Consider the following 19230-nt stretch of genomic DNA (forward strand, 5'->3'; position numbering starts at 1 on the left):
TCTATACACCCCCATACACCAAAGCAGTAGCGATGGCAGCCCGCCCACGGCCCTCGCCCGTAAAGCCCATATGATCAGTCGTTGTCGCAGACACTGACACAGGCGCACCCAACAACTCCGACAAACGCTCCTCCGCCTCCACACGACGCGCAGACATCTTCGGACTATTCGCAATCAACTGCGCCGACACATTGCCCACAACAACCGACTCCCGATCCAACAACTCGCGAAGCTCCCGCAACAACTGCTCCCCCGACACCCCGTCATACTCCGGCCGACCCACCCCAACAAAACTGCCCAAATCCCCCAAACCCGACGCAGCCAGCACAGCATCGATCACAGCATGCGTCACGACGTCACCATCCGAATGCCCCTCGCAACCATCAACCCCCTCAAACAACAAACCAGCAATCCAACAAGGCTTACCGGCCTCAACCTGATGCGCATCAAACGCAGTACCCACCCGAGGCAACCCAACAGCAGTATTCATATTCACGCTCATAGGCCCCGATGATACTTGCCCACCCCGCCTAGCCACGCGACAGATAAAACTCCGCGACCACCATATCGATAGGGTTCGTAATCTTCAGGGCCTCAGCAGCCCCCTCAACCACCTGCACAGGCACACCAATCAACTCCAACAAAGAAGCATCATCAGTCACCACAGCAGCATCCCCCGCCCCCTGAGACTGCTGCCACTGCCGATTCGCCCGCACCAAAGTCGCAGCATCAAACCCCTGAGGAGTCTGCGCCGCACGCAACATCGCACGCTGCGGCGCCCCCACAACCTGCTCCGCCCCATCAACAACCTTGATCGTATCCACCACCGGCAACGCAGGAATCACCCCACGCGCCCCCGCAGCCACAGCATCAATCACCCGCTCAATCATCGCAGGCGGAGTCAAACAACGCGCAGCATCATGCACCATGATCGTGGCCTCCCCCTCACCCGGACAGCCCAACAACTCATACGCGAGCTGCACGCCCCTCCAAGCACTATCCGCACGCTCCGTACCCCCCTCAATCACACACACCCCAGGCTGGCTTCCCAGCGCAACCACCGCGGCGTCATCACGCATATCCGCCGACACCGTGACAACAACACGATCCACACCAGCAGCACACACCCCCGCAAGGGCACGATCAAGCAAAGACCTACCCCCAAGCTCCACCAAAGCCTTCGGCTTATTCGCCCCCAAACGAGTACCCGAACCCGCCGCAACAATCACAGCAGCAACACGTCGACTACACACAAGAAAAACCCAACGCCACTAGCATCGCCCAACGCCGGCAGCCACCCCACGCCACCGACACAAACGACTAGTCGTCAAAATCCAAGTCATCAAGATCAACATCGTCGGCAGGCTCGGGCTTAGGCTCCTCTGCCACACCGTCACTCTTCTGACGCTCCAACGTTGCCAGCATCTGAGCATCGAGCTCATCTGCCTTCTTCTCATCAACGTTTTCAGCCAACGCCAACTCGCCCACCAACACCTGACGAGCCTTCGCCAACATGCGCTTCTCACCAGCAGACAAACCACGATCCTGATCGCGGCGCCACAAATCACGCACAACCTCAGCGACCTTATTAACATCGCCAGAAGCCAAACGCTCCTGATTAGCCTTGTAGCGGCGAGACCAGTTGCCGGCCTCCTCAACATCAACCTCACGCAGCACAGAGAAAACCTTCAACAGGCCTTCCTCCCCCACCACGTCACGGACACCCACCAACTCCGCATTCTTCGCAGGCACACGAACCGTCAAATCCGACTGGTGGATCTGAAGGACCAGAAACTCCAGTGTCTCCCCTCCCATATCGCGCTGCTCAATCGCCTCAACGACTGCGGCACCGTGGTGGGGGTAGACGACAACGTCCCCGACCTTAAAATCCATTGACTGCTCCTATGGCCTTGAAGATTTCAGCTAGTCGATGCTACCACGTCCGGGGGCACAGAAATAGGCTAGGTCCCATCTAGCGACTAAACTAATACAACGGATAACCGCACACTCGAGCCACACAGCCCAAGTGTGCACAACAATCAGCAAAAAGCAGCGAAAAGAAAAGGACGAACCTGTGATCTCCAAGAAGTTGACGGTGGCCGTACTCGCCGGAGCAACCCTGACCTTGAGCGCTTGCGGTGCTGGCCAGATCTCCCAGACCGCCAACCAAGTAGCCGCTGTCGATGGCGCCTCCGCCACCGACGAGCACATCGCCGTCCGCGACGTCACCGTCCTGGTCGACGACGAAGGCGAAGCAGCCCTGAAGTTCACCGCAATCAACCTCGATCCCGTCGGCTCCGACTCCCACACCCTCAAAAAGGTGACCGTCGGCGACCAGACCGTCAAGTTCAATGAAGAGGACCTCACCATCGAGCCGAACTGCAGCCTCGTCGCAGACAGCGAAGCAGAGCTCGACAATCTTGCCCAGGACAAGGAAGCCTGCATCACTTACGTCGCCAACACCGTCGACAACCCCGGCTTCGCACTCGGCGGCAACAAGCAAGTGACCTTCGAGTTCAATGACCTGAGCGTCACCACCGATGCCACCATCGCAGCCCCCGTCCTCGATGCCGGCTCCGATCACCCCCGCGAGAACACCCCCGAGCACGCCGGTCACAGCCACTAGTACTCGGCACCAGTACTAGGCACCAGCCGTCTTGGCCGGCACTGGTCGGCTCTGGTTTTGAGGCCAGGCGGGAGGTCCCTCCCGCGCTACATTTTTCAAGGCACCGCACAGCCCTGCGGTGCCTTTTCTTTATCTTTTTACGGGCGGCGTGCCAAAATGTGCGCATTTAGCCGCCTCCCCGTTACATTTCCCCAGGTCGACTCTCGCGAGGCGGCCAAGATGCGCACATTCTGGCACCCCACAACGGCAAAAGGGCGGGCCGCGCACATTGTGCACGACCCGCCCTTGAGCATGGGCTGCTAGCTTGTGCTAGCTGTCACCGCCTACTTGCAGTGCTTGCCCTTGCCCTTGCCCTTGCGGCGGGAACCGATCAGGCCAGCACCTGCGGCTGCCAGAACAATACCTGCCACACCGAATCCGATGACATCTGCACCGGTCTGTGCCAGCGCGGTCGGGTTCTTAGCGATACCCTTGATGCCTTCATTGGTCTTGGCGATGCCCTTGCCCTCGACGGCAGGAGCCTCGGTAGCTGCGGGAGCTTCCGGTGCCGGCTGCGGATCGGAGGAGCCGATGTGGTGTCCGAGGAACGGAATCAGGCCAAGCAGCGGCCACCAGGGGACGCGGCTGCCCTTGTGCGAGGTGAACTCTGCGGTGTCCTCATCAGAGGTGACCTTTTCACCAGCAGGGGTGTTACCGGTCGCCATCGCGGTGTTGACCACGCGGCCGGCATCGGCGTCCTTGTCGGTGACAATGTAGTCCGCTGCTGCGCACTCGGTGCTCTCGTTCGGGGCGAGAGTCTTGGCCTCACAGCTGACCTCAACGCCAGCATCAACCAGCTTCTCGTCGTACACCGCGACATCACTGAGGGTGATATCACCGGTGTTGGTGACGGTGAAGACGTACTTCACCTTGTCGCCAGGGGTGTAGCTGTCCTTCTTGTCGGCGATCTCCTTGGTGATGTTCAGACCAGTGACCTTAGAGACCTCCACCGTCTTGGTTGCGGTTGCTTCCAGCGTCGGCTGCTCGTGGTAGCTACCGGTTGCCGTTGCGGTGTTGACGATATCTTTGCCAGCATCCACGTCGGCCTGATTGATCGGCTTAGTGAAGGTACAGGTTACGGTTTCATCAGGCTGCAGGGTTGCGGTGCCTTCTGCCACTGCAGGATCTGCACACTCGAGCTGACCTTTGGCCGCCATCGGATCGTTGATACCAACATTGTTCAGCTCGGTGGAGCCTGTGTTGGCGACAGTGAGGGTGTAGGTGATGGTGTCACCAGCCTTCACTAGAACCGGGCTAGCGTCCTTGGTCAGGGTCAGTGCAGACTTGCCGGTACGGGCGGTTGTGCTGGATTCCTCAGACTCAACCGTGCTGGGCTTTTTGGGCTTCGGCTCGATCGGGTTGAGGGGCACAATGTTGCTGATCTTACGGATCGGCGTGGTGCCTGCAACGGTAGCCACATTGTTGACAGTGCCTGCTGCGACGTCAGCTTCGGTCACCGTGTAGTCAGAATCGGAGTGGCACATGGTTTCTGCACCAGCAGCCAAGTCGGTTGCTTCACAGGTGACGGTGATGCCGTTGTCTTCGAGCATCTTGTCCTTGATGACAAGTTTGCTGATCGAGGTCTCACCGACGTTTTCGACCTTGAAGGTGTAGCGAATCTTGTCGCCAGCCACGTAGGGCTCCTGCAGGTTGTCGATCGTCTTGGTGAGCTTCAGCAGCGGGGTCTGCTCCTTGAAGGGCACCTTTGCCTCGGCCTGAACCGGGGTGACCTTCTTGTTGCCGTACTTGCCGGACACGCCAGCAATGTTGACGGACCAGTCGTAGGAGTCCACATCGGACTGCAGGACCTTGAAGGAGGCCTTACAGACGATGCTTCCGCCAGCCGGGAGGCTTGCGCCTGCGCCGCCCCACGCGGCGGCATCATCACAGGTGATGGTGGCTTCGCGCTCGGGGTCTTCCAGCATGCCAGCGATGACGTCGTCGGTGATGATCACGTTGTCGACGCGGGTGTTACCAGCGTTCTTCGCAGTGATCGTGTAGTTGACGGTGTCGCCTGCCTCGCGTTCTGCGTCCGGCTCGTCCGCGACCTTTTCGATGGTCAGTGCGGGGATGCCGGTGCGGAAGTTAGCGGTCGACGGATTGGACTTGACGTCCTGACCGCCAGGAGTCGATCCACCGGTGGTCTTGCCGCTGGCGGTTGCAGTGTTGGGCACGAGACCCATTTCTGCTTCCTCCGGGGTGACCTTGTGGGTCTTGGCGACGCAGGTGTGCTCGTCACCGGGTGCCAGTTCGCCACCGCCACAGTCAAAGGCTTCGCCGAACATCGGGTCAGAAACCTTGATGTCCTTTAGGGTGACGTCGCCGGCGTTGCGGACAACGAAGCCGTATTCGACGGTGTCACCTTCGACGAATTGTTCGCCTTCGGGCTTGTTGGTGATGGTCTTTTCCAGCTCCAACTTCTTGGCGTTGGCCACGGTGATGGTGGCGGAGTCGCTCTTCTTCGGTGCCTTCGCCTTATTGGTCTTGCCTTCGGCGGTGGCGGTGTTGGTGAGCGGCTTTTCGGCATTGACGTCGTCTTGGGTGACGGTGATCGTAGCTTCGCAGGTTACGGAATCACCCTTGGCGATCTTGTCTGCACCTTCGGGGCAGTTGAGGACGACGTCATGACCGTCCATGTCGTCAATGATTTTCACGTCGGTCAGGTCGGTCGTGCCGTCGTTGGTGACCTTAATGGTGAAGGTTGCCTTCTCGCCAGCCTTGTAGGGGCCGGGGTTTGCGATTGCCTTGTCGATCGCCAAGCTGGGCTTGCCGGTGTCGACGGTTGCGTCGTCTTCGTCCTTAACCGGGTCATTGTTGTGAACCTTGTTGTTCGGCTTTAGGCCGACAACGGTTGCCTTGTTGACCAGGGTGGGGCTGTCTGCCTCTTCTGCGGTGACGACGTGCTTGTCGGCGGTGCAGGTGGTCTTGGCGCCGGGCGCGAGCTCGGTTTGTTCACAGGTGACGCCGTTTTCGAACATCGGGTCGGTGACCTTGACGTCATGCAGGGTCACGTCACCGGTGTTTTCAACAACGAAGCTGTATTCGACTTCGTCGCCTTCGACGTAGATCGGCTTGGGGTCAACCACGGTCTTGGTCAGCTTGATGCCGGCCTTTGAGGAGACAGAAACCTTAGCTTCTGCCTGGGGTCCCTCGACCTTGTTTTCACCGAAGTTACCGGCGGTGGAGGCGGTGTTGACGATCTGTTCGCCAGCGTCGACCTCGTCTTGGGTAACGGTCGTGGTGCCGAAGCATTCAGCCTTCTGACCGATAGCAAGGGTGCCAATTTCAAGGCCATCGATGCGTCGGCCGTCGACCATGCAGTAGACGTCTTCCGCGTCGGTGAACATCGGGTCGTTGACGACGACGTTGTCTACCGGGGTGATGGCGTCAGCCGGGTTGGTGACGGTGACCTTCCAGGTGACCTTGTTGCCCTTGACCAGGTCAACCTGCTTTTCAGAGGTGACGGCCTTGGCGATCTCCAGCTTCGGGGTACCGGTATTGAAGGTCGCCTTGGATTCTTCCGACTTCACGCGCTCTGCGAGCGGGGTGTCGGCGTTCTGTCCGGGCTTGGTCGCGTTGGCGGTTGCCACGTTTTCGACCTTGCCGTTGGTTGCAGCGTCTTCTGCGCTGACTTTGTAGTCAGCTGTGCATTCAACGCTGGCGTTGGGGGCGATGGGGCCTTCACCACAGGAGATTTCGTCTGCGCCAAGCTTGGAGTCCAGAACCTTCGGGTTGTCGAGGGTTTGGGTACCGGTGTTGGTGATGACGAACTTGTAGGTGACGGGCTCGCCCTGTGCGTACAGCGCCTTGGGTTCGACGATGGACTTCTCGAGCTTGATGGAGGCCTTAACGTTCAGCGGTGCGCTGGCTTCGTTGTTGGCCTTCTTCTGCTCTTCGGTCTCGACGACGTTGTCCGCGGTGCGGTACTTGGCGCTGACGTCGGCACGGTTGTCGATCTTGGTGAGGGTGTCTAGGTCTTCCTGGGTCACCTCGGTGGTGACGGTGCAGGTGACCTTGGTGCCCTGCGCAAGAATGCCGGCTGCCGGGTCGAAGCCGTCGGGGCAGACGATGTCTGCGCCTGGGCGTTCGTGGGTGAATACGTCGGTGATTGCGACGTCATTGAGGTCCGTGGTGCCAGTGTTGGTCACGGTGATCTCGTAGACGATCTGATCGCCACGGTTGTAGCTGTCCTTCTTGTCCTTGATGGACTTGGCCAGATCAACCTTGGGGGTACCGACGACGACCTTGGCCTCAGAGGTTGCTTCTACCTTTTCGCCTTGGACGTTCTCGCCAGTCACTGTGGCGGTGTTGTCGTAGGTGTCGGCTTCTGCATCCTGCGGGGTGAGCACGTGGGTTGCGGTGCACGTCATGTGCTCATCGGGTGCCAGTTCAGTCTTCGGGCACTTGAGGTCGCTGACCTTCTCGTCTGCCAAGGTGACGTTTCGCAGCGTGACCTTGGAGGTGTTGTGCACATCGAAGCTGTATTCGACGGTTTCGCCTGCCAGCGCCTTGCCTTCGATTGCCTGGTCGTCCTGCTTGACTTCAGCGGTCTTGGTCAGGGCGATGGAGGGCTTGTATACGGGCACCTCAATGGTTGCGGTCTTCTTCTCGGTCACGACGTCGCGGTTCTTCTCTGCGTTGTCGGGTCGAGTCTTGCCCTTCAGCACTGCGGTGTTGTCGATGTCCTTGCGGTTGTCGACGTCCTTCTGGTTGACGGTGTATTCGACGGTGCACTGGAAGCCTGCGCCGGGGGCGAGGGTGAGCTTGCCGTCGGTGACGTTGAGCTTCGGTGCTTCTTCAGCGCCAGCTTCAGCGTCGAGCGCTACACAGTTGTCAAGGGTGACGGGTGCTTCGTTGGAAAGCTTGCTGTCCTCCAGGGTGACATTGTGCAGGGTGACGTTACCGGTGTTACGGCCGGTGATGACGAAGGCTGCTGCCTCTTTGTTGTCGCGAACAACGCGGTCACTGAGTGCGTCTGTGCCCTGGTCGGCCGGGCGTACCTGCTTGGTGAGTTCCAGAGCGGGGCCGGGTTCGACGATGGGGACAATCACCGAGGACGGATCCGGGGTGACGACCTTGCTCTTGTACTTACCGGTGATGGATGCGGTGTTCTTCAGGATGGCTTCGAGGTCGATGTCTTCCTGAGTGACCTTGCTCCAAGTGACGGTGCAGGAGTACTTGTCGCCGACAGCCAGGTTTGCGCCTGCCTCAGACAGCAGGTCGCCCTTGGCTTTAAGGTATTCACCTACGTAGGCGGTGCCTTCGGAGTTGGTGATGACGCAGGTCAGTTGATTCTTGAGTTTTTCACTCTCGGTGTCCTTGACCCACTGGTCGTCGAGCTTAACTTCGGTCAGCGGAACATCGCCGTCATTTTCGCCTTCGATGGTGAAGGTTGCTTCGCCGTCAACGGTTCGCTTGTCTTCCGGATCATTGACAGACTTCGCCACAGTGACGCTTGGGCTAGCCACCCAGTAACCGAAGTTGATGTCACGGATTTGCTCTTCCTGACCACCATTTTGGGCGGGGGAAATTCCCTGGATTACTTGGGTACCGGATTCCCAGGTGCCGTTGTTTTCAGGGTTCTTGCCAGCCTCGGTGTTGATCTCTTGATCATCGAGAGGCTTCACGCGAACCTTGTAGGTACCTGCGGGCAGGTTGTCGAATTCGTAGTGACCGTTTTGGTTCAGCTTGCCTTCACCGAGGGTAATGGTCTGGTAAACCTCGTCACAGTTTTCGACCTCGCCAGCTTTGTTGGTGGTGCACTTAAGCAGCTCAACAATGCGACCGTTGGGCGACGGCTCTTCTTCAGAACCGCGTGATGCATCCTTGTCAACGTCTTGGTAGATGTTGCCACTGATGCGACCTGCGTAAACCTCGGTTTGAACGGCTGCCGGCTGAGGACCAGCGTTAGCACGGGAGTACATCTCTGTTTCGGTGACAACGTAGACGCCGATCTGGTTACGGTAACGATCGCCCGCACGGTTGTCCTTTGCATCGAAGTGCAGGTAGTAGGTCCGGTTAGACTCGGGCAGGAAAGTCTTTGAGCGGAATCGCAGTGCGGTGATCTTTTCGCCACCGGCCTTTGCGGATTCCTTGTACTTTTCCAACTCTTCTTGGGTGAGGTCGCGCCAAGCAGTGGTATTCGGCTTGGAGTCAAGATCGCCCACACCTGGGCGCTTGAACATCGCGCGGCACAGCTCGATATCCGAGGCGTTAGCCGTGGACGGACACATCGAGACCTTCTTGGGGTCATCGGTGGTGAACTGGACCGGGAGGTTCTGGTCGTCGCCGACGTATTTGGGCAGTTCGTCCAACCAGTACTGGCCGTGGAAGTCGGTGCCTTCGCCCTCTGCACCGGTGGACTCGGACTGGCCGTCAAGGTTACGCCCATCACCGTTGTAAGGGAGGACGTCGATGAACTCGCTCGCGCCGAATTGTCCGGTGCTGTAGTTGACGATGTTCACCGCATGGGTGAAATCGGTGCGTGTAGGAACCAAGGGGTCAATGACAGACTTGGACAGCTGAGCCACTGTAGCCTGCGGGATGACGATGGTGTCATACTTGGTGGCGCTCCTCAAAGGCGTGTAATTGCTGGGCACCGGCTGCGGCTTCATATCCCACGTGGGATTGTTTGTAGCGTTAGCATCAACCTTCGGCGATCGGCTGTTGGCCAGGCCTTGGTTGACGGTGAGCGTCTGTCCACCACTGGGATCTGTGATCGCAGGCGTGCCAGTCAGGCGCCATTCAGACAGCACGTTGAAGCGCTGGCCGGGGCCTGCCCACACCGGGGTATAGACGTGGAAGCTACGGCTATCGCCCTTGAAGTCACCATGGGTGATCATGCCAAAGTAGCTGTAGATCCAACTGCTCTTTTCCTGCTGAGCGTCAACTGTTTTCTGCATGAGGAAGGGCTGCATGAAGGGGTCGTCGCTGGGATCTGCGGACAGCGCCCAGGTTTGTTCGATGTAACGACCTGCGTCAAAACCACAGTCTTGGGGATTATTAGACTTGGGTGTGTCCTGAATGAAACGCGCATTCGGGGGCAGTTCGGCAGGAACAACATCGAGGCACTTGGAGATGTACACACGGTGGATAACCTGCTCCGGGGGAAGGTTCTGCTCTTCGCGCTTCTTCAGGTAATCCGCGTAGCCTTCTTCACCCAAGCTTTCCTTCATGGTCTTGGAGCTCAGGTAGGCGCTGCCGTTGTTGAAGCCGAGGGACGGGATCCCACGGTATTCGTATTTTTGGCGTCCGAGCGACTTGATCGCGGGATCAGTCCGGGTGAGGTAGGAGGTGTTGACACCCGCAGAAGGGGTGGAGAAGTATATGCGGCTGCTGGCCACAGGTGAGGCCGGGCCACAAGCAGTCTTCACGCTAGCGAAGTTCGGGGTAGTGACGTACTTAGCACCTTCAAGGTTGATGACACCGGCCTCGTTGGGACCGGGGTTAGTGTGGTCGTCCTTGATGGCGGTTGCGATGACTGCAGGGTCAGCACCTTCGACACGGTAGCGCAGGGTGGTGGGGCTAGTAACTGCCTTCTCACCGGGAAGAACGATGTAGAGGCCGGTGGCCTTCTGGTTCCATTCTTGGCTCATGTCACGGAAGTTGTTCACGCCGTTGGCGTAATCGGCTACGAGTGTCCAGTCTTTGATCTCGCCACAGTTGTTGCCGTCGACGGGCTGGTCAGTGATGTAGACCTTAGCGTTGGCAAAGACCTCGCCGAGGGGACGGCCGTTTGCACCGATACCATAATAGAGGCTGATGCGCTGCTCGCCGCGCCTCCAGCCAACGCACACCGCAGCGTTGCTGGAGGCGTTAGCTGGCGACAGGCTGAGGTCAACCCAGCTATCGTTGAGCGGGGCCCTGGGGTTATCGGGAAGTTTCAGGCTGGAAGAAGCAACCGTGTCGTTCTTTGTGAAAGGAACACAGCCGGAGCTTCCGGGCTCGGCAGAGCAGTCGTAAGTCACCTTTTCAACAACCTGCTTGGCGCAGTTATTGTTAGCCATCCCCTTGCCGGGACCAGTGTTGCTCTTGGGATCTGTGGTGCTATCGGTGCAAGCAAGAGTGTTGCCTGGGTCCTGATCCAACCACTTGGGTGCAACCTCAGGGAATTCAGCAGGGACACCGTTGTAGGATTTAACCGGGCCTAGCTTGCCGGTTTCTTTGTCCACAGTGTCCATGCGGGTAATGAATTCATTCTTACCCTCTTGGAACATGTCTTCGGGGATGAAGAATTTGAAAGGAGCACGCTCGCCGCGCGTACCCGGGCTGGTCGTGTAACGCTCCTGAATGTAGGGGTTTCCCTGGTCATCCAGCTTAACGGTGGTTTTCGTACCGTTGTAGTACCCGATAATTTCTCCCGCACGGCCTTTGAACTTCTCCGGCAACTGCAGGGTATAGCGGGTCAGACTATCGGAGGATGGCGCATTGTAAAGGCCAAGTTCGGGTTTGTAGCTCTTGCCATTCGCGTTCTTCCGGGGGTAGGCATTGGCATCCATGATGTTCCACGAGTTGGTCAGGTTAGACCATGCGCTGATGCCACGGTAGGGCTTACCGGGGTCAATATCGTTGTCGCCATCTGCTTCACACAGTGCGGAAGTATCGGCTCCAGGCCCAAGGTTCGCAGGAGTACCACCGAGGTATGTCGGGCTGGTGTCCTCGTAGGTCTGGTTGATCGTCTGGTCCATGCGGTTGGCTTCGACGATGCGCAGATCGCGGTCGGCCTTCAGCACACCGATGAGCTTGCCGTTAGCGCTTGGACCTTCGTAGATATCTGCACCGAGGCTGAAATCACCAGCCTGGGTTTCCATCACGCGGTTGGGATTCTCAGTCATGGCGGAGCCAAACCAGCCAAGCGACTGAGTGTTGCCCTGGGTCGGCAGGAATCGGATGGTGTAGGTGCCATCTTTGTTGTCCGTCAGGGCAGCACCGGTGAGGTTTAGCAATTCGGACTTGTACTCCGGGGTGCGAGTGGGCTCGGGGAAGCCTTCGCGGGCTTTTTGGCCAACCCAGCGGGGGCGAATAGTGACAACACGGTCTTCGCTACCGGAGTTCACACTCATACGAAACTGGTATTTCGCGCCACTACCTGCGCAGGCGACGTTGTCTTTGACGCTGTCGTCACCGATTGCGTAGCCCATGGACGAGTTGATGACACAGGAGCCATCCTTGTCCTGGCCGACGCCGGCCTCGAGCAGAGCAAGGCTGAATTGGATAACTCCATCGCCTTGCTCGTACTGCACCGAGTCAGAAGGTGCGACCGCAGGGGCCGCTGGTGGCGCAGTGTTTTTGTTGGCAACTACTTGGGCATGCGCCGCTGGCAGTGGTGCGTTCAATCCCATGGAACCAACCATGAGAATGGAAGCAGCCAACGCTAGAGCACGCCTAGAGAGCGCTTTGATTGACATAGATTCTCCAAACCTGTGTGAGTGCGCTTGTAGCAAAACTCAGCAGAAGCACATTAAGTACAGAACTTTCCATCTTCTGACAGTACCCGTGATTCTCAGGTTCTTCCAATCAATTCTCAGTGAACTCTAAGCTTCGCGGGATGGCCTAACCTTAGAAACATGGCTAAGAAAGTTCGTCCCGTCCACGTGTGTACCGATTGCGGTTACCAGGCCCCTAAGTGGCTTGGTCGTTGCCCAGAGTGCGGGGCCTGGGGAACCTTGAATGAACAGCTTCCTTCGCAGCCCTCCACACAGGCAGTTTCTGGGCAGTCGACTACTCCTCAGCCGATCACATCGATCCCCGTAGACGCGACCACAGCTGCGACGACGGGCTTAGCTGAGCTAGATCGTGTTCTTGGTAACGGTTTGGTACCGGGTTCGGTTGTTCTGCTGTCCGGCGAACCTGGTGTGGGCAAGTCCACACTGCTTCTTGACGTCGCGGCGCATGCGGCGCGCGCGAACAATGGACAAAACAAGGTGCTGTACGCCACCGCCGAGGAGTCGACGGGCCAGGTACGTTTGCGCGCTGAACGCACCGGAGCTTTGGACGAGAACTTGCTGCTGGTTGCCGAATCCAACTTGGATACCATCTTCCACCATGTAGATAAGCTAAAACCAACGCTGATCGTGGTCGACTCTGTGCAGACTATGCATGCACCGGGTGTGGAAGGCGTGCCTGGCGGCGTCGCCCAGTCTCGTGCAGTGACCGCAGCGTTAACCACCCTGGCTAAAACCACCGGAGTCTCAGTGATTCTGGTGGGACATGTGACCAAGGATGGAAATGTCGCTGGTCCTCGAGTTCTGGAGCACCTGGTCGATGTGGTTTTGCACTTCGAGGGCGACAAGCACTCCTCACTCCGCATGCTTCGGGGTTTGAAGAATCGCTTTGGTGCGACAGATGAGGTCGGCTGTTTTGAACAAACTGCGAACGGCATCCGGGAGGTCAGCGATCCAAGTGGGTTGTTCCTTTCCTCGCGTGACGCTACCCCGGATGGGACAGCCATCACCGTAGCGATGGACGGGGTGCGGCCGATCCTGGCGGAGATTCAGGCACTCCTGATGGAAACACCTGCGAAGAACCCTCGGCGTGCAGTGACGGGCCTGGATTCCACTCGTGTGCCGATGGTGCTGGCGGTTCTAGCGGCGCGCGCCGGCTTGCAGACCGCCGACAAGGAGGTCTACATCGCTACCGTCGGCGGCATGAAGATTGGTGAGCCCGCGGCCGACTTGGCGGTGGCGATGGCCACGGCGTCGGCACTAACCCGCACTCCCCTGCCGCAGCGCACAATCGTGATCGGGGAAATTGGCCTCGCCGGCGAGCTCCGTCGGGTGCCCAATTGTGACAAGAGGCTCGCTGAGGCCGCCCGTCTGGGCTTTGAACGCGCGATCGTTCCGCGTGGAAGCGTGCAAGCAAAAGACACCCCGCTGGTTGTCAGCGAGGTGTCGACTGTGGCGCAGGCACTGGAGTTCCTTAAGAAATAACCTCTAGCGCCCGGGGCTGAAACTAAAAATTCTCAGCTTCTTTTAAGGCGGTTACAACAGGTTAAAGGGATGCGCCTCGGAAGGGTTGTTGCCAATGACGGTGTGCAGGAAGTAAGACCCTGCCGGCACCGGGTTGCGCTGGCCGCATTGTCCGGGCTCGGAATCGGTGCGCGACCACACTGCGCGGTAGTAGCGTTCGGAACCTGCGGGGAAGATCCTGGAGGTTCCGTCTACCGGCTGGTTGCAGTCTAGGTCGGACCAGACGCGACGGTTGGTGGACAGGTCGTAGACTTCAAAACGCAGGGGGTTGTCGCGAAGGTCAATGGTGCAGTCCGCGGCGGTTGGGTTCTTCACCGTCATGTAGAACTCTGGCAACTGTCCTTCCTCGTAGGAGGGCTTATCGCTCGTGGCGCTAATCTGCAAGTCGGACAGCTCACAGCTCTGCTTTTTGGACTCTTGCGCTGAATCCTTGCCGTCCTTGCTGTCCTTGTCGTCTTTCGAGTCCTTGTCAGCTTTGTCGCCTGCGTCTTTGCTGTCCTTGTCAGCTTTGTCGGCATCTTTTTTATCCGATGACGCCGCCTTGTCGTCACCGTCTTTGCCTGCGGACGCCCCATCGGTCCCCTTTGCCGGGTATGGTGCATCGGATGTCACTGCTGCGGCCGACTGATCTGGCTGGTCGGCTGAACGGTTGGAAAACAGCTGCATCACCCCGAGCAGCAGCGCGACAACAGCAAGGAGTACGACGACCGCCGCGACGCGACGTCGTACGTAAATAACCTTGGGCAGACGATTGTGTTCAGTCACACTGCACACACTAGCCGGCGGATGCGCGAAGCTTAGGCTTCCACGCCGATTTCAACGACAGGCTCTGCCAGGCCATCGGACAGGCGGTAACGCACGCCGACGATACCCATGCGGCCTTTGGCGACTGCGGCTTTGATCTCTGGCGATCGGCTCATGATCTGGTCGACGGTCTCCGCCACGTGGTGGGCCTCAAATTCTTCTGTGGTGGTCTTGCCCATGGCGCACGCTTCTAAAATGGAGGGGCTGACTTTTTCAATCAGCACGCGCTGGAAACCACCCGGGATTTCGTGGCCGTCCAAGGCAGCTTGCGTCGCAGCGACTGCGCCACAGGATTCGTGGCCGAGAACCACGATCAGGGGCACATGCAAACCTTGCACCGCGTATTCAAGCGAGCCAAGCACCGCCAAGTCGATGATTTCCCCGGCCGTGCGGATGACGAAGATGTCGCCCAAACCCTGGTCGAAGATCATCTCCACCGGCACGCGGGAATCTGAGCAGGCCAGAACAACTGCGCAGGGTTCCTGGCCCGCGGTGAGCTCCACGCGGCGACGGTGATCTTGGTTTGGCCGCGTTTCCTCGAAGTTCATAAAACGGCGGTTGCCCGCCTGCAAGGCTTCCCAAATCGCGTGGGGTGTCCGCTCAGCATTTCTCATGAGAAACATTGTGCCCCACGACACCCTCGCTAACTACTTAGCTTGGCTTCCGCTGACTATTTCTGGAACACTGACACACTTAGAATGAACGCTCGAAACCACGCCCCCAGCCGACCAACACAGTTCGATTACCGCGCACTGTGCGATTGGTATGCAGCCAACGCTCGCCCCCTGCTATGGCGACGACCAGGCACAACAGCCTGGGGTGTTCTTGTTTCAGAGGTGATGAGCCAACAAACCCCCGTCGCCAGGGTGCAACCGATTTGGCAACAGTGGATGGATCGATGGCCCACCCCGCAAGACTTTGCAGCGGCATCGAGGGCTGACATTCTCCGCGCGTGGGGTTCTTTAGGTTACCCCCGCCGCGCCCTCCGGCTTCACGAATGCGCCCAGGAAATCACCGCCCGATACGGCGCCGAATCGAACGCAAGGGAAGGTTCCGAGCCCGTTCCAGAAGACTTGGCGGAGCTGCTGGCACTGCCAGGTATCGGGGACTACACGGCGCGAGCAGTGCTGTGCTTCCACTACGACCACAACGTCGCCGTCGTCGACACCAATGTGCGCAGAGTCTACGCCCGCGCCGTGTCCGGAAATTATCTTCAAGGCCCGGCAAGAGCCTCTGACTTAAGAAAGCAACAAGCACTTGTTGACGCCGCGCCCGTCGACGTTCACGGCCCGACTTTCTCTGTCGCAATGATGGAGCTTGGGGCGTTGGTATGCACAGCGTCATCACCCGATTGCGGACACTGTCCCATTCAGGCGTCTTGTGCCTGGCAGCTGGCGGGAGCGCCCGCCCCCTCAGAGCGGGAGCTGGCGCAGGCGAAAAAACGAGTGCAGAAATTCGCGGGAACTGACAGGCAGGTGCGCGGCATCATCATGAAGGCTCTGCGCGAATCCGACTCCCCCGTTACAAAAGGCACCATCGATCTGCTGTGGCCCGATGCTGCGCAACGAGACCGCGCTCTGCTCGGTCTCCTAGAAGACGGCCTAGTTGAACAACTAGACACTGGTTTCGCTCTGCCAGCCTAAAACCCTAAAACCCTCAGCAAGACACAAAGAAGCCGTGATTAGAGGTTCTAACCACGGCTTGTCTTTTGGCGCTACGTCAGCGGTTTACTTCTTCCAGCGTCCCCGGAAGGTGAAGCCACCAGGAAGTCGCACCCACAGGCCACCGCGACTGTTGACGGTAACCGGACCCAGCTTTGTGGAGCCGGACACACCAGAGCCGGATACGTTGATCCAGGAGTTCTTACCGACTTTTTTACGTTTGCGGAAGTTCAGTCCCGTTGGGGTAATGCTCTTGCGTGCCATGTTGTGCTCCTCGTGCTGGTTGTCTAGCCCACTGTGTAAGGATTGTAGAGGCTAGTTGCTATCGCCGTCGCCTTGCTCTTCAGCCAAGGCGATAACGTTGTCGATTTCTAGCTCTTCTGCGGTGGCATCTTCAGGCACGGGCTGCTCCGACGCGTCCGACACCTGGCGGATCGCGTCAGCTACCTCGTGGCTAACATCCGACAGCTCTGGCAGGGGCTTCGGCTTGGCGGAGAACGTCAAGGTGGCCTTGGCAGAGGTTGGGTCTTCGCCCTCCACATCGACTACTACGATCTCGCCTGCACCGATCTCACCGAACAGGATCTTTTCGCTCAACGCGTCTTCGATCTCTCGTTGGATGGTGCGGCGCAGCGGGCGTGCACCAAGGACCGGGTCGAATCCACGCTTTGCAAGCAGCTGCTTTGCCTGATCGCTGACCTCCAGGCCCATATCCTTTTCATCCAGAGCCTTAGACACGCGGCCCAGAAGCAGATCAACCATGTCGACAATCTGATCCTGCGTGAGCTGATGGAACACCACGACGTCATCAATGCGGTTCAAGAACTCGGGGCGGAAGTGCTTCTTCAGCTCGTCGTGCACCTTGTTCTTCATGCGTTCGTAGCGGCCGGTTTCGTCCTGCTCGCCGGTACCGGAGAAGCCCATTCCCACAGCCTTGGAAATGTCCTGCGTTCCAAGGTTGGAGGTAAAGATCATGACGGTGTTCTTGAAGTCCACGACGCGACCCTGGCCGTCAGTGAGGCGGCCTTCCTCAAGCACCTGCAGGAGGGTGTTGTAGATCTCCTTGTGTGCCTTTTCGATCTCGTCGAAGAGAATGACAGAGAAGGGCTTGCGGCGCACCTTTTCGGTCAGCTGGCCGCCTTCGTCGTAGCCTACGTATCCGGGGGGTGCACCGAACAGGCGGGAGGCGGTGAACTTGTCGTGGAACTCACCCATGTCGATCTGGATGAGCGCTTCTTCGTCGCCGAAGAGGAACTCCGCCAGGGCCTTGGACAGCTCGGTTTTACCCACACCGGAGGGGCCGGCGAAGATAAAGGAACCGCTGGGACGCTTTGGGTCCTTCAGGCCTGCGCGGGTGCGGCGGATGGCGCGGGAGACAGTCTTGACTGCGTCGTCCTGGCCAATGATGCGCTTGTGGAGTTCTTCTTCCATCTTGAGCAGACGTGAAGATTCTTCCTCCGTCAGCTGGACCACGGGGATGCCGGTCCAGTTGCCGAGGACTTCGGCGATCTGCTCTTCGCCGACCTCAAGGATTTCCTCAAGTTCGCCGTTGCGCCACGCCTTTTCCTTTTCAGCGTGCTCCTCATGCAGCTGGCGTTCGGTATCGCGCAGGCCGGCAGCCTTTTCGAAGTCTTGGGCGTCGATAGCTGCTTCTTTTTGGCGGCGCACGTCGGCGATCTTTTCGTCGACGTCGCGCAAAGACTGCGGTGCGGTCAGGCGCTTAATGCGCATGCGTGCGCCGGCTTCGTCGATGAGATCGACGGCCTTGTCAGGCAAGAAGCGGTCATTGATGTAGCGGTGCGAAAGGTTCGCAGCAGCCGCCAGCGCAGAGTCGGTGATGGACACACGATGGTGCGCTTCGTAGCGGTCGCGCAGACCCTTGAGGATCTCAATGGTCAGGTCGACACTGGGCTCCGGGACGTTGACGGGCTGGAATCGGCGTTCCAACGCGGCGTCCTTTTCGATGTGCTTGCGGTATTCATCGAGGGTGGTTGCACCGATGGTCTGCAGTTCACCACGAGCGAGTTTGGGTTTCAGCAATGACGCCGCGTCGATTGCGCCTTCTGCGGCACCTGCGCCAACCAGGGTGTGAATCTCGTCGATAAACAGGATGATGTCACCGCGCTGGTTGATTTCCTTCAGAACCTTCTTGAGGCGTTCCTCGAAGTCACCGCGGTAACGGGACCCTGCAACAAGGGAGCCCAGGTCGAGGCTGTAAAGCTGCTTGTCGCGCAGGGTTTCGGGCACGCGGCCGTTAACGATGTCGAGTGCGAGGCCTTCGACTACGGCGGTCTTACCGACACCGGGTTCACCGATCAATACGGGGTTGTTCTTGGTTCGGCGAGACAGCACCTGCATGATGCGCTCAATTTCCTTTTCGCGACCCACCACTGGGTCGAGCTTGCCGTCCTTGGCGGCTTGGGTGAGGTTGCGGCCAAACTGGTCTAGAACCAAGGAGTTGGAGCGTTCGCCCACTCCACCGGAGGACGCGGGACCGCCCATGGTTCGGGAGCCGGAGCCTGCACCGACGGTATCGCCGGACTCTTCTACCTCTGGGGAGCCGCCGTTGCCCTCGTAGCCCGACAGCAGTTGGATAACCTGCTGACGAACCCTGGGCAGGTCGGCGCCGAGCTTGACTAATACCTGGGCCGCTACGCCTTCGCCTTCGCGGATGAGGCCAAGGAGGAGGAATTCAGTACCGATGTACTTGTGCCCCATTTGCAGACCCTCGCGCAGCGAGAGCTCAAGGACCTTCTTGGCGCGGGGAGTAAACGGGATATGCCCCTTGGGAGGGGTGGTGCCGTGGCCGATAATTTCTTCAACCTCTTGGCGTACAGCAGCCAGGGAAATGCCGAGGGACTCTAGTGCCTTCGCGGCTACACCTTCACCCTCGTGGATCAAACCGAGGAGGATGTGCTCGGTACCGATGTAACTGTGGTTAAGCATCCGTGCTTCATTTTGAGCAAGGACGATTACTCGCCGTGCCCTGTCGGTGAACCGCTCAAACATACCAAAACCCCTTTAACCTAAACGTGTCGATATATGCACTCACTGTAACGTGGGATTCGGCCCGGCATTGCAACAAAAAGGGCCTCCACAGCCAATCAGAGACAAACGATGCGTAAAATCGCTG

11 protein-coding genes are annotated in these 19230 nt (G+C 58.7%); 3 read left to right on the forward strand and 8 right to left on the reverse strand.

The annotated features are described in order from the left end of the window. Position 1 precedes the first annotated feature (1 nt). The 3 genes from ispF to L1C91_RS09130 form a co-directional block, all read right to left on the reverse strand. Entirely contained in the window at positions 2–502 is a 501-nt protein-coding gene (gene ispF, locus L1C91_RS09120; protein WP_419178738.1) for a 2-C-methyl-D-erythritol 2,4-cyclodiphosphate synthase, read from the reverse strand. A gap of 28 nt (positions 503–530) precedes the next feature. Next, a complete protein-coding gene (gene ispD, locus L1C91_RS09125) occupies positions 531–1253 on the reverse strand; it encodes a 2-C-methyl-D-erythritol 4-phosphate cytidylyltransferase (protein WP_234858995.1) in 723 nt (240 codons plus the stop codon). 67 nt (positions 1254–1320) lie between these two features. Continuing rightward, complete coding sequence (locus tag L1C91_RS09130; RefSeq protein WP_234858996.1) at positions 1321–1893, reverse strand: CarD family transcriptional regulator; 573 nt, start codon at positions 1891–1893, stop codon at positions 1321–1323. A gap of 181 nt (positions 1894–2074) precedes the next feature. Between L1C91_RS09130 and L1C91_RS09135 the strand changes: the two genes are divergently transcribed. Next, positions 2075–2626, forward strand: a complete 552-nt coding sequence (locus L1C91_RS09135) for a hypothetical protein (RefSeq protein WP_234858997.1) — start codon at positions 2075–2077, stop codon at positions 2624–2626. Between the two features lie 323 nt (positions 2627–2949). On the opposite strand, the gene L1C91_RS09140 is transcribed toward L1C91_RS09135, so the two are convergent. Next, on the reverse strand, positions 2950–12006 hold the full coding sequence (locus L1C91_RS09140) for a DUF7507 domain-containing protein (protein ID WP_234858998.1): 9057 nt from the start codon (positions 12004–12006) through the stop codon (positions 2950–2952). A gap of 225 nt (positions 12007–12231) precedes the next feature. Here L1C91_RS09140 and radA point away from each other — a divergent pair, with 225 nt between their 5' ends. Continuing rightward, positions 12232–13593 (forward strand): DNA repair protein RadA, encoded by a 1362-nt coding sequence (gene radA / locus L1C91_RS09145; protein WP_234858999.1) that lies wholly within the window; start codon positions 12232–12234, stop codon positions 13591–13593. Positions 13594–13644: 51 nt separating this feature from the next. Here radA and L1C91_RS09150 read toward each other — a convergent pair whose 3' ends face one another. Together L1C91_RS09150 and L1C91_RS09155 are read right to left on the reverse strand one after the other, a co-directional pair. Further along, on the reverse strand, positions 13645–14397 hold the full coding sequence (locus L1C91_RS09150) for a hypothetical protein (protein WP_234859000.1): 753 nt from the start codon (positions 14395–14397) through the stop codon (positions 13645–13647). Between the two features lie 32 nt (positions 14398–14429). After that, positions 14430–15050 (reverse strand): carbonic anhydrase, encoded by a 621-nt coding sequence (locus tag L1C91_RS09155; protein ID WP_234859001.1) that lies wholly within the window; start codon positions 15048–15050, stop codon positions 14430–14432. Between the two features lie 84 nt (positions 15051–15134). Between L1C91_RS09155 and L1C91_RS09160 the strand changes: the two genes are divergently transcribed. Beyond that, entirely contained in the window at positions 15135–16079 is a 945-nt protein-coding gene (locus L1C91_RS09160) for an A/G-specific adenine glycosylase (RefSeq protein WP_234859002.1), read from the forward strand. 84 nt (positions 16080–16163) lie between these two features. Here the strand turns inward: L1C91_RS09160 and L1C91_RS09165 are convergent, their stop codons facing one another. Continuing rightward, positions 16164–16361: a DUF4236 domain-containing protein gene (locus L1C91_RS09165; protein WP_021012226.1), complete on the reverse strand. Its 198-nt coding sequence runs from the start codon at positions 16359–16361 to the stop codon at positions 16164–16166. Between the two features lie 51 nt (positions 16362–16412). Further along, positions 16413–19106 (reverse strand): ATP-dependent Clp protease ATP-binding subunit, encoded by a 2694-nt coding sequence (locus L1C91_RS09170; RefSeq protein WP_234859003.1) that lies wholly within the window; start codon positions 19104–19106, stop codon positions 16413–16415. Positions 19107–19230 lie beyond the last annotated feature (124 nt).

Source organism: Corynebacterium argentoratense, from assembly GCF_021491455.1.
Taxonomy (GTDB): domain Bacteria; phylum Actinomycetota; class Actinomycetes; order Mycobacteriales; family Mycobacteriaceae; genus Corynebacterium; species Corynebacterium argentoratense_A.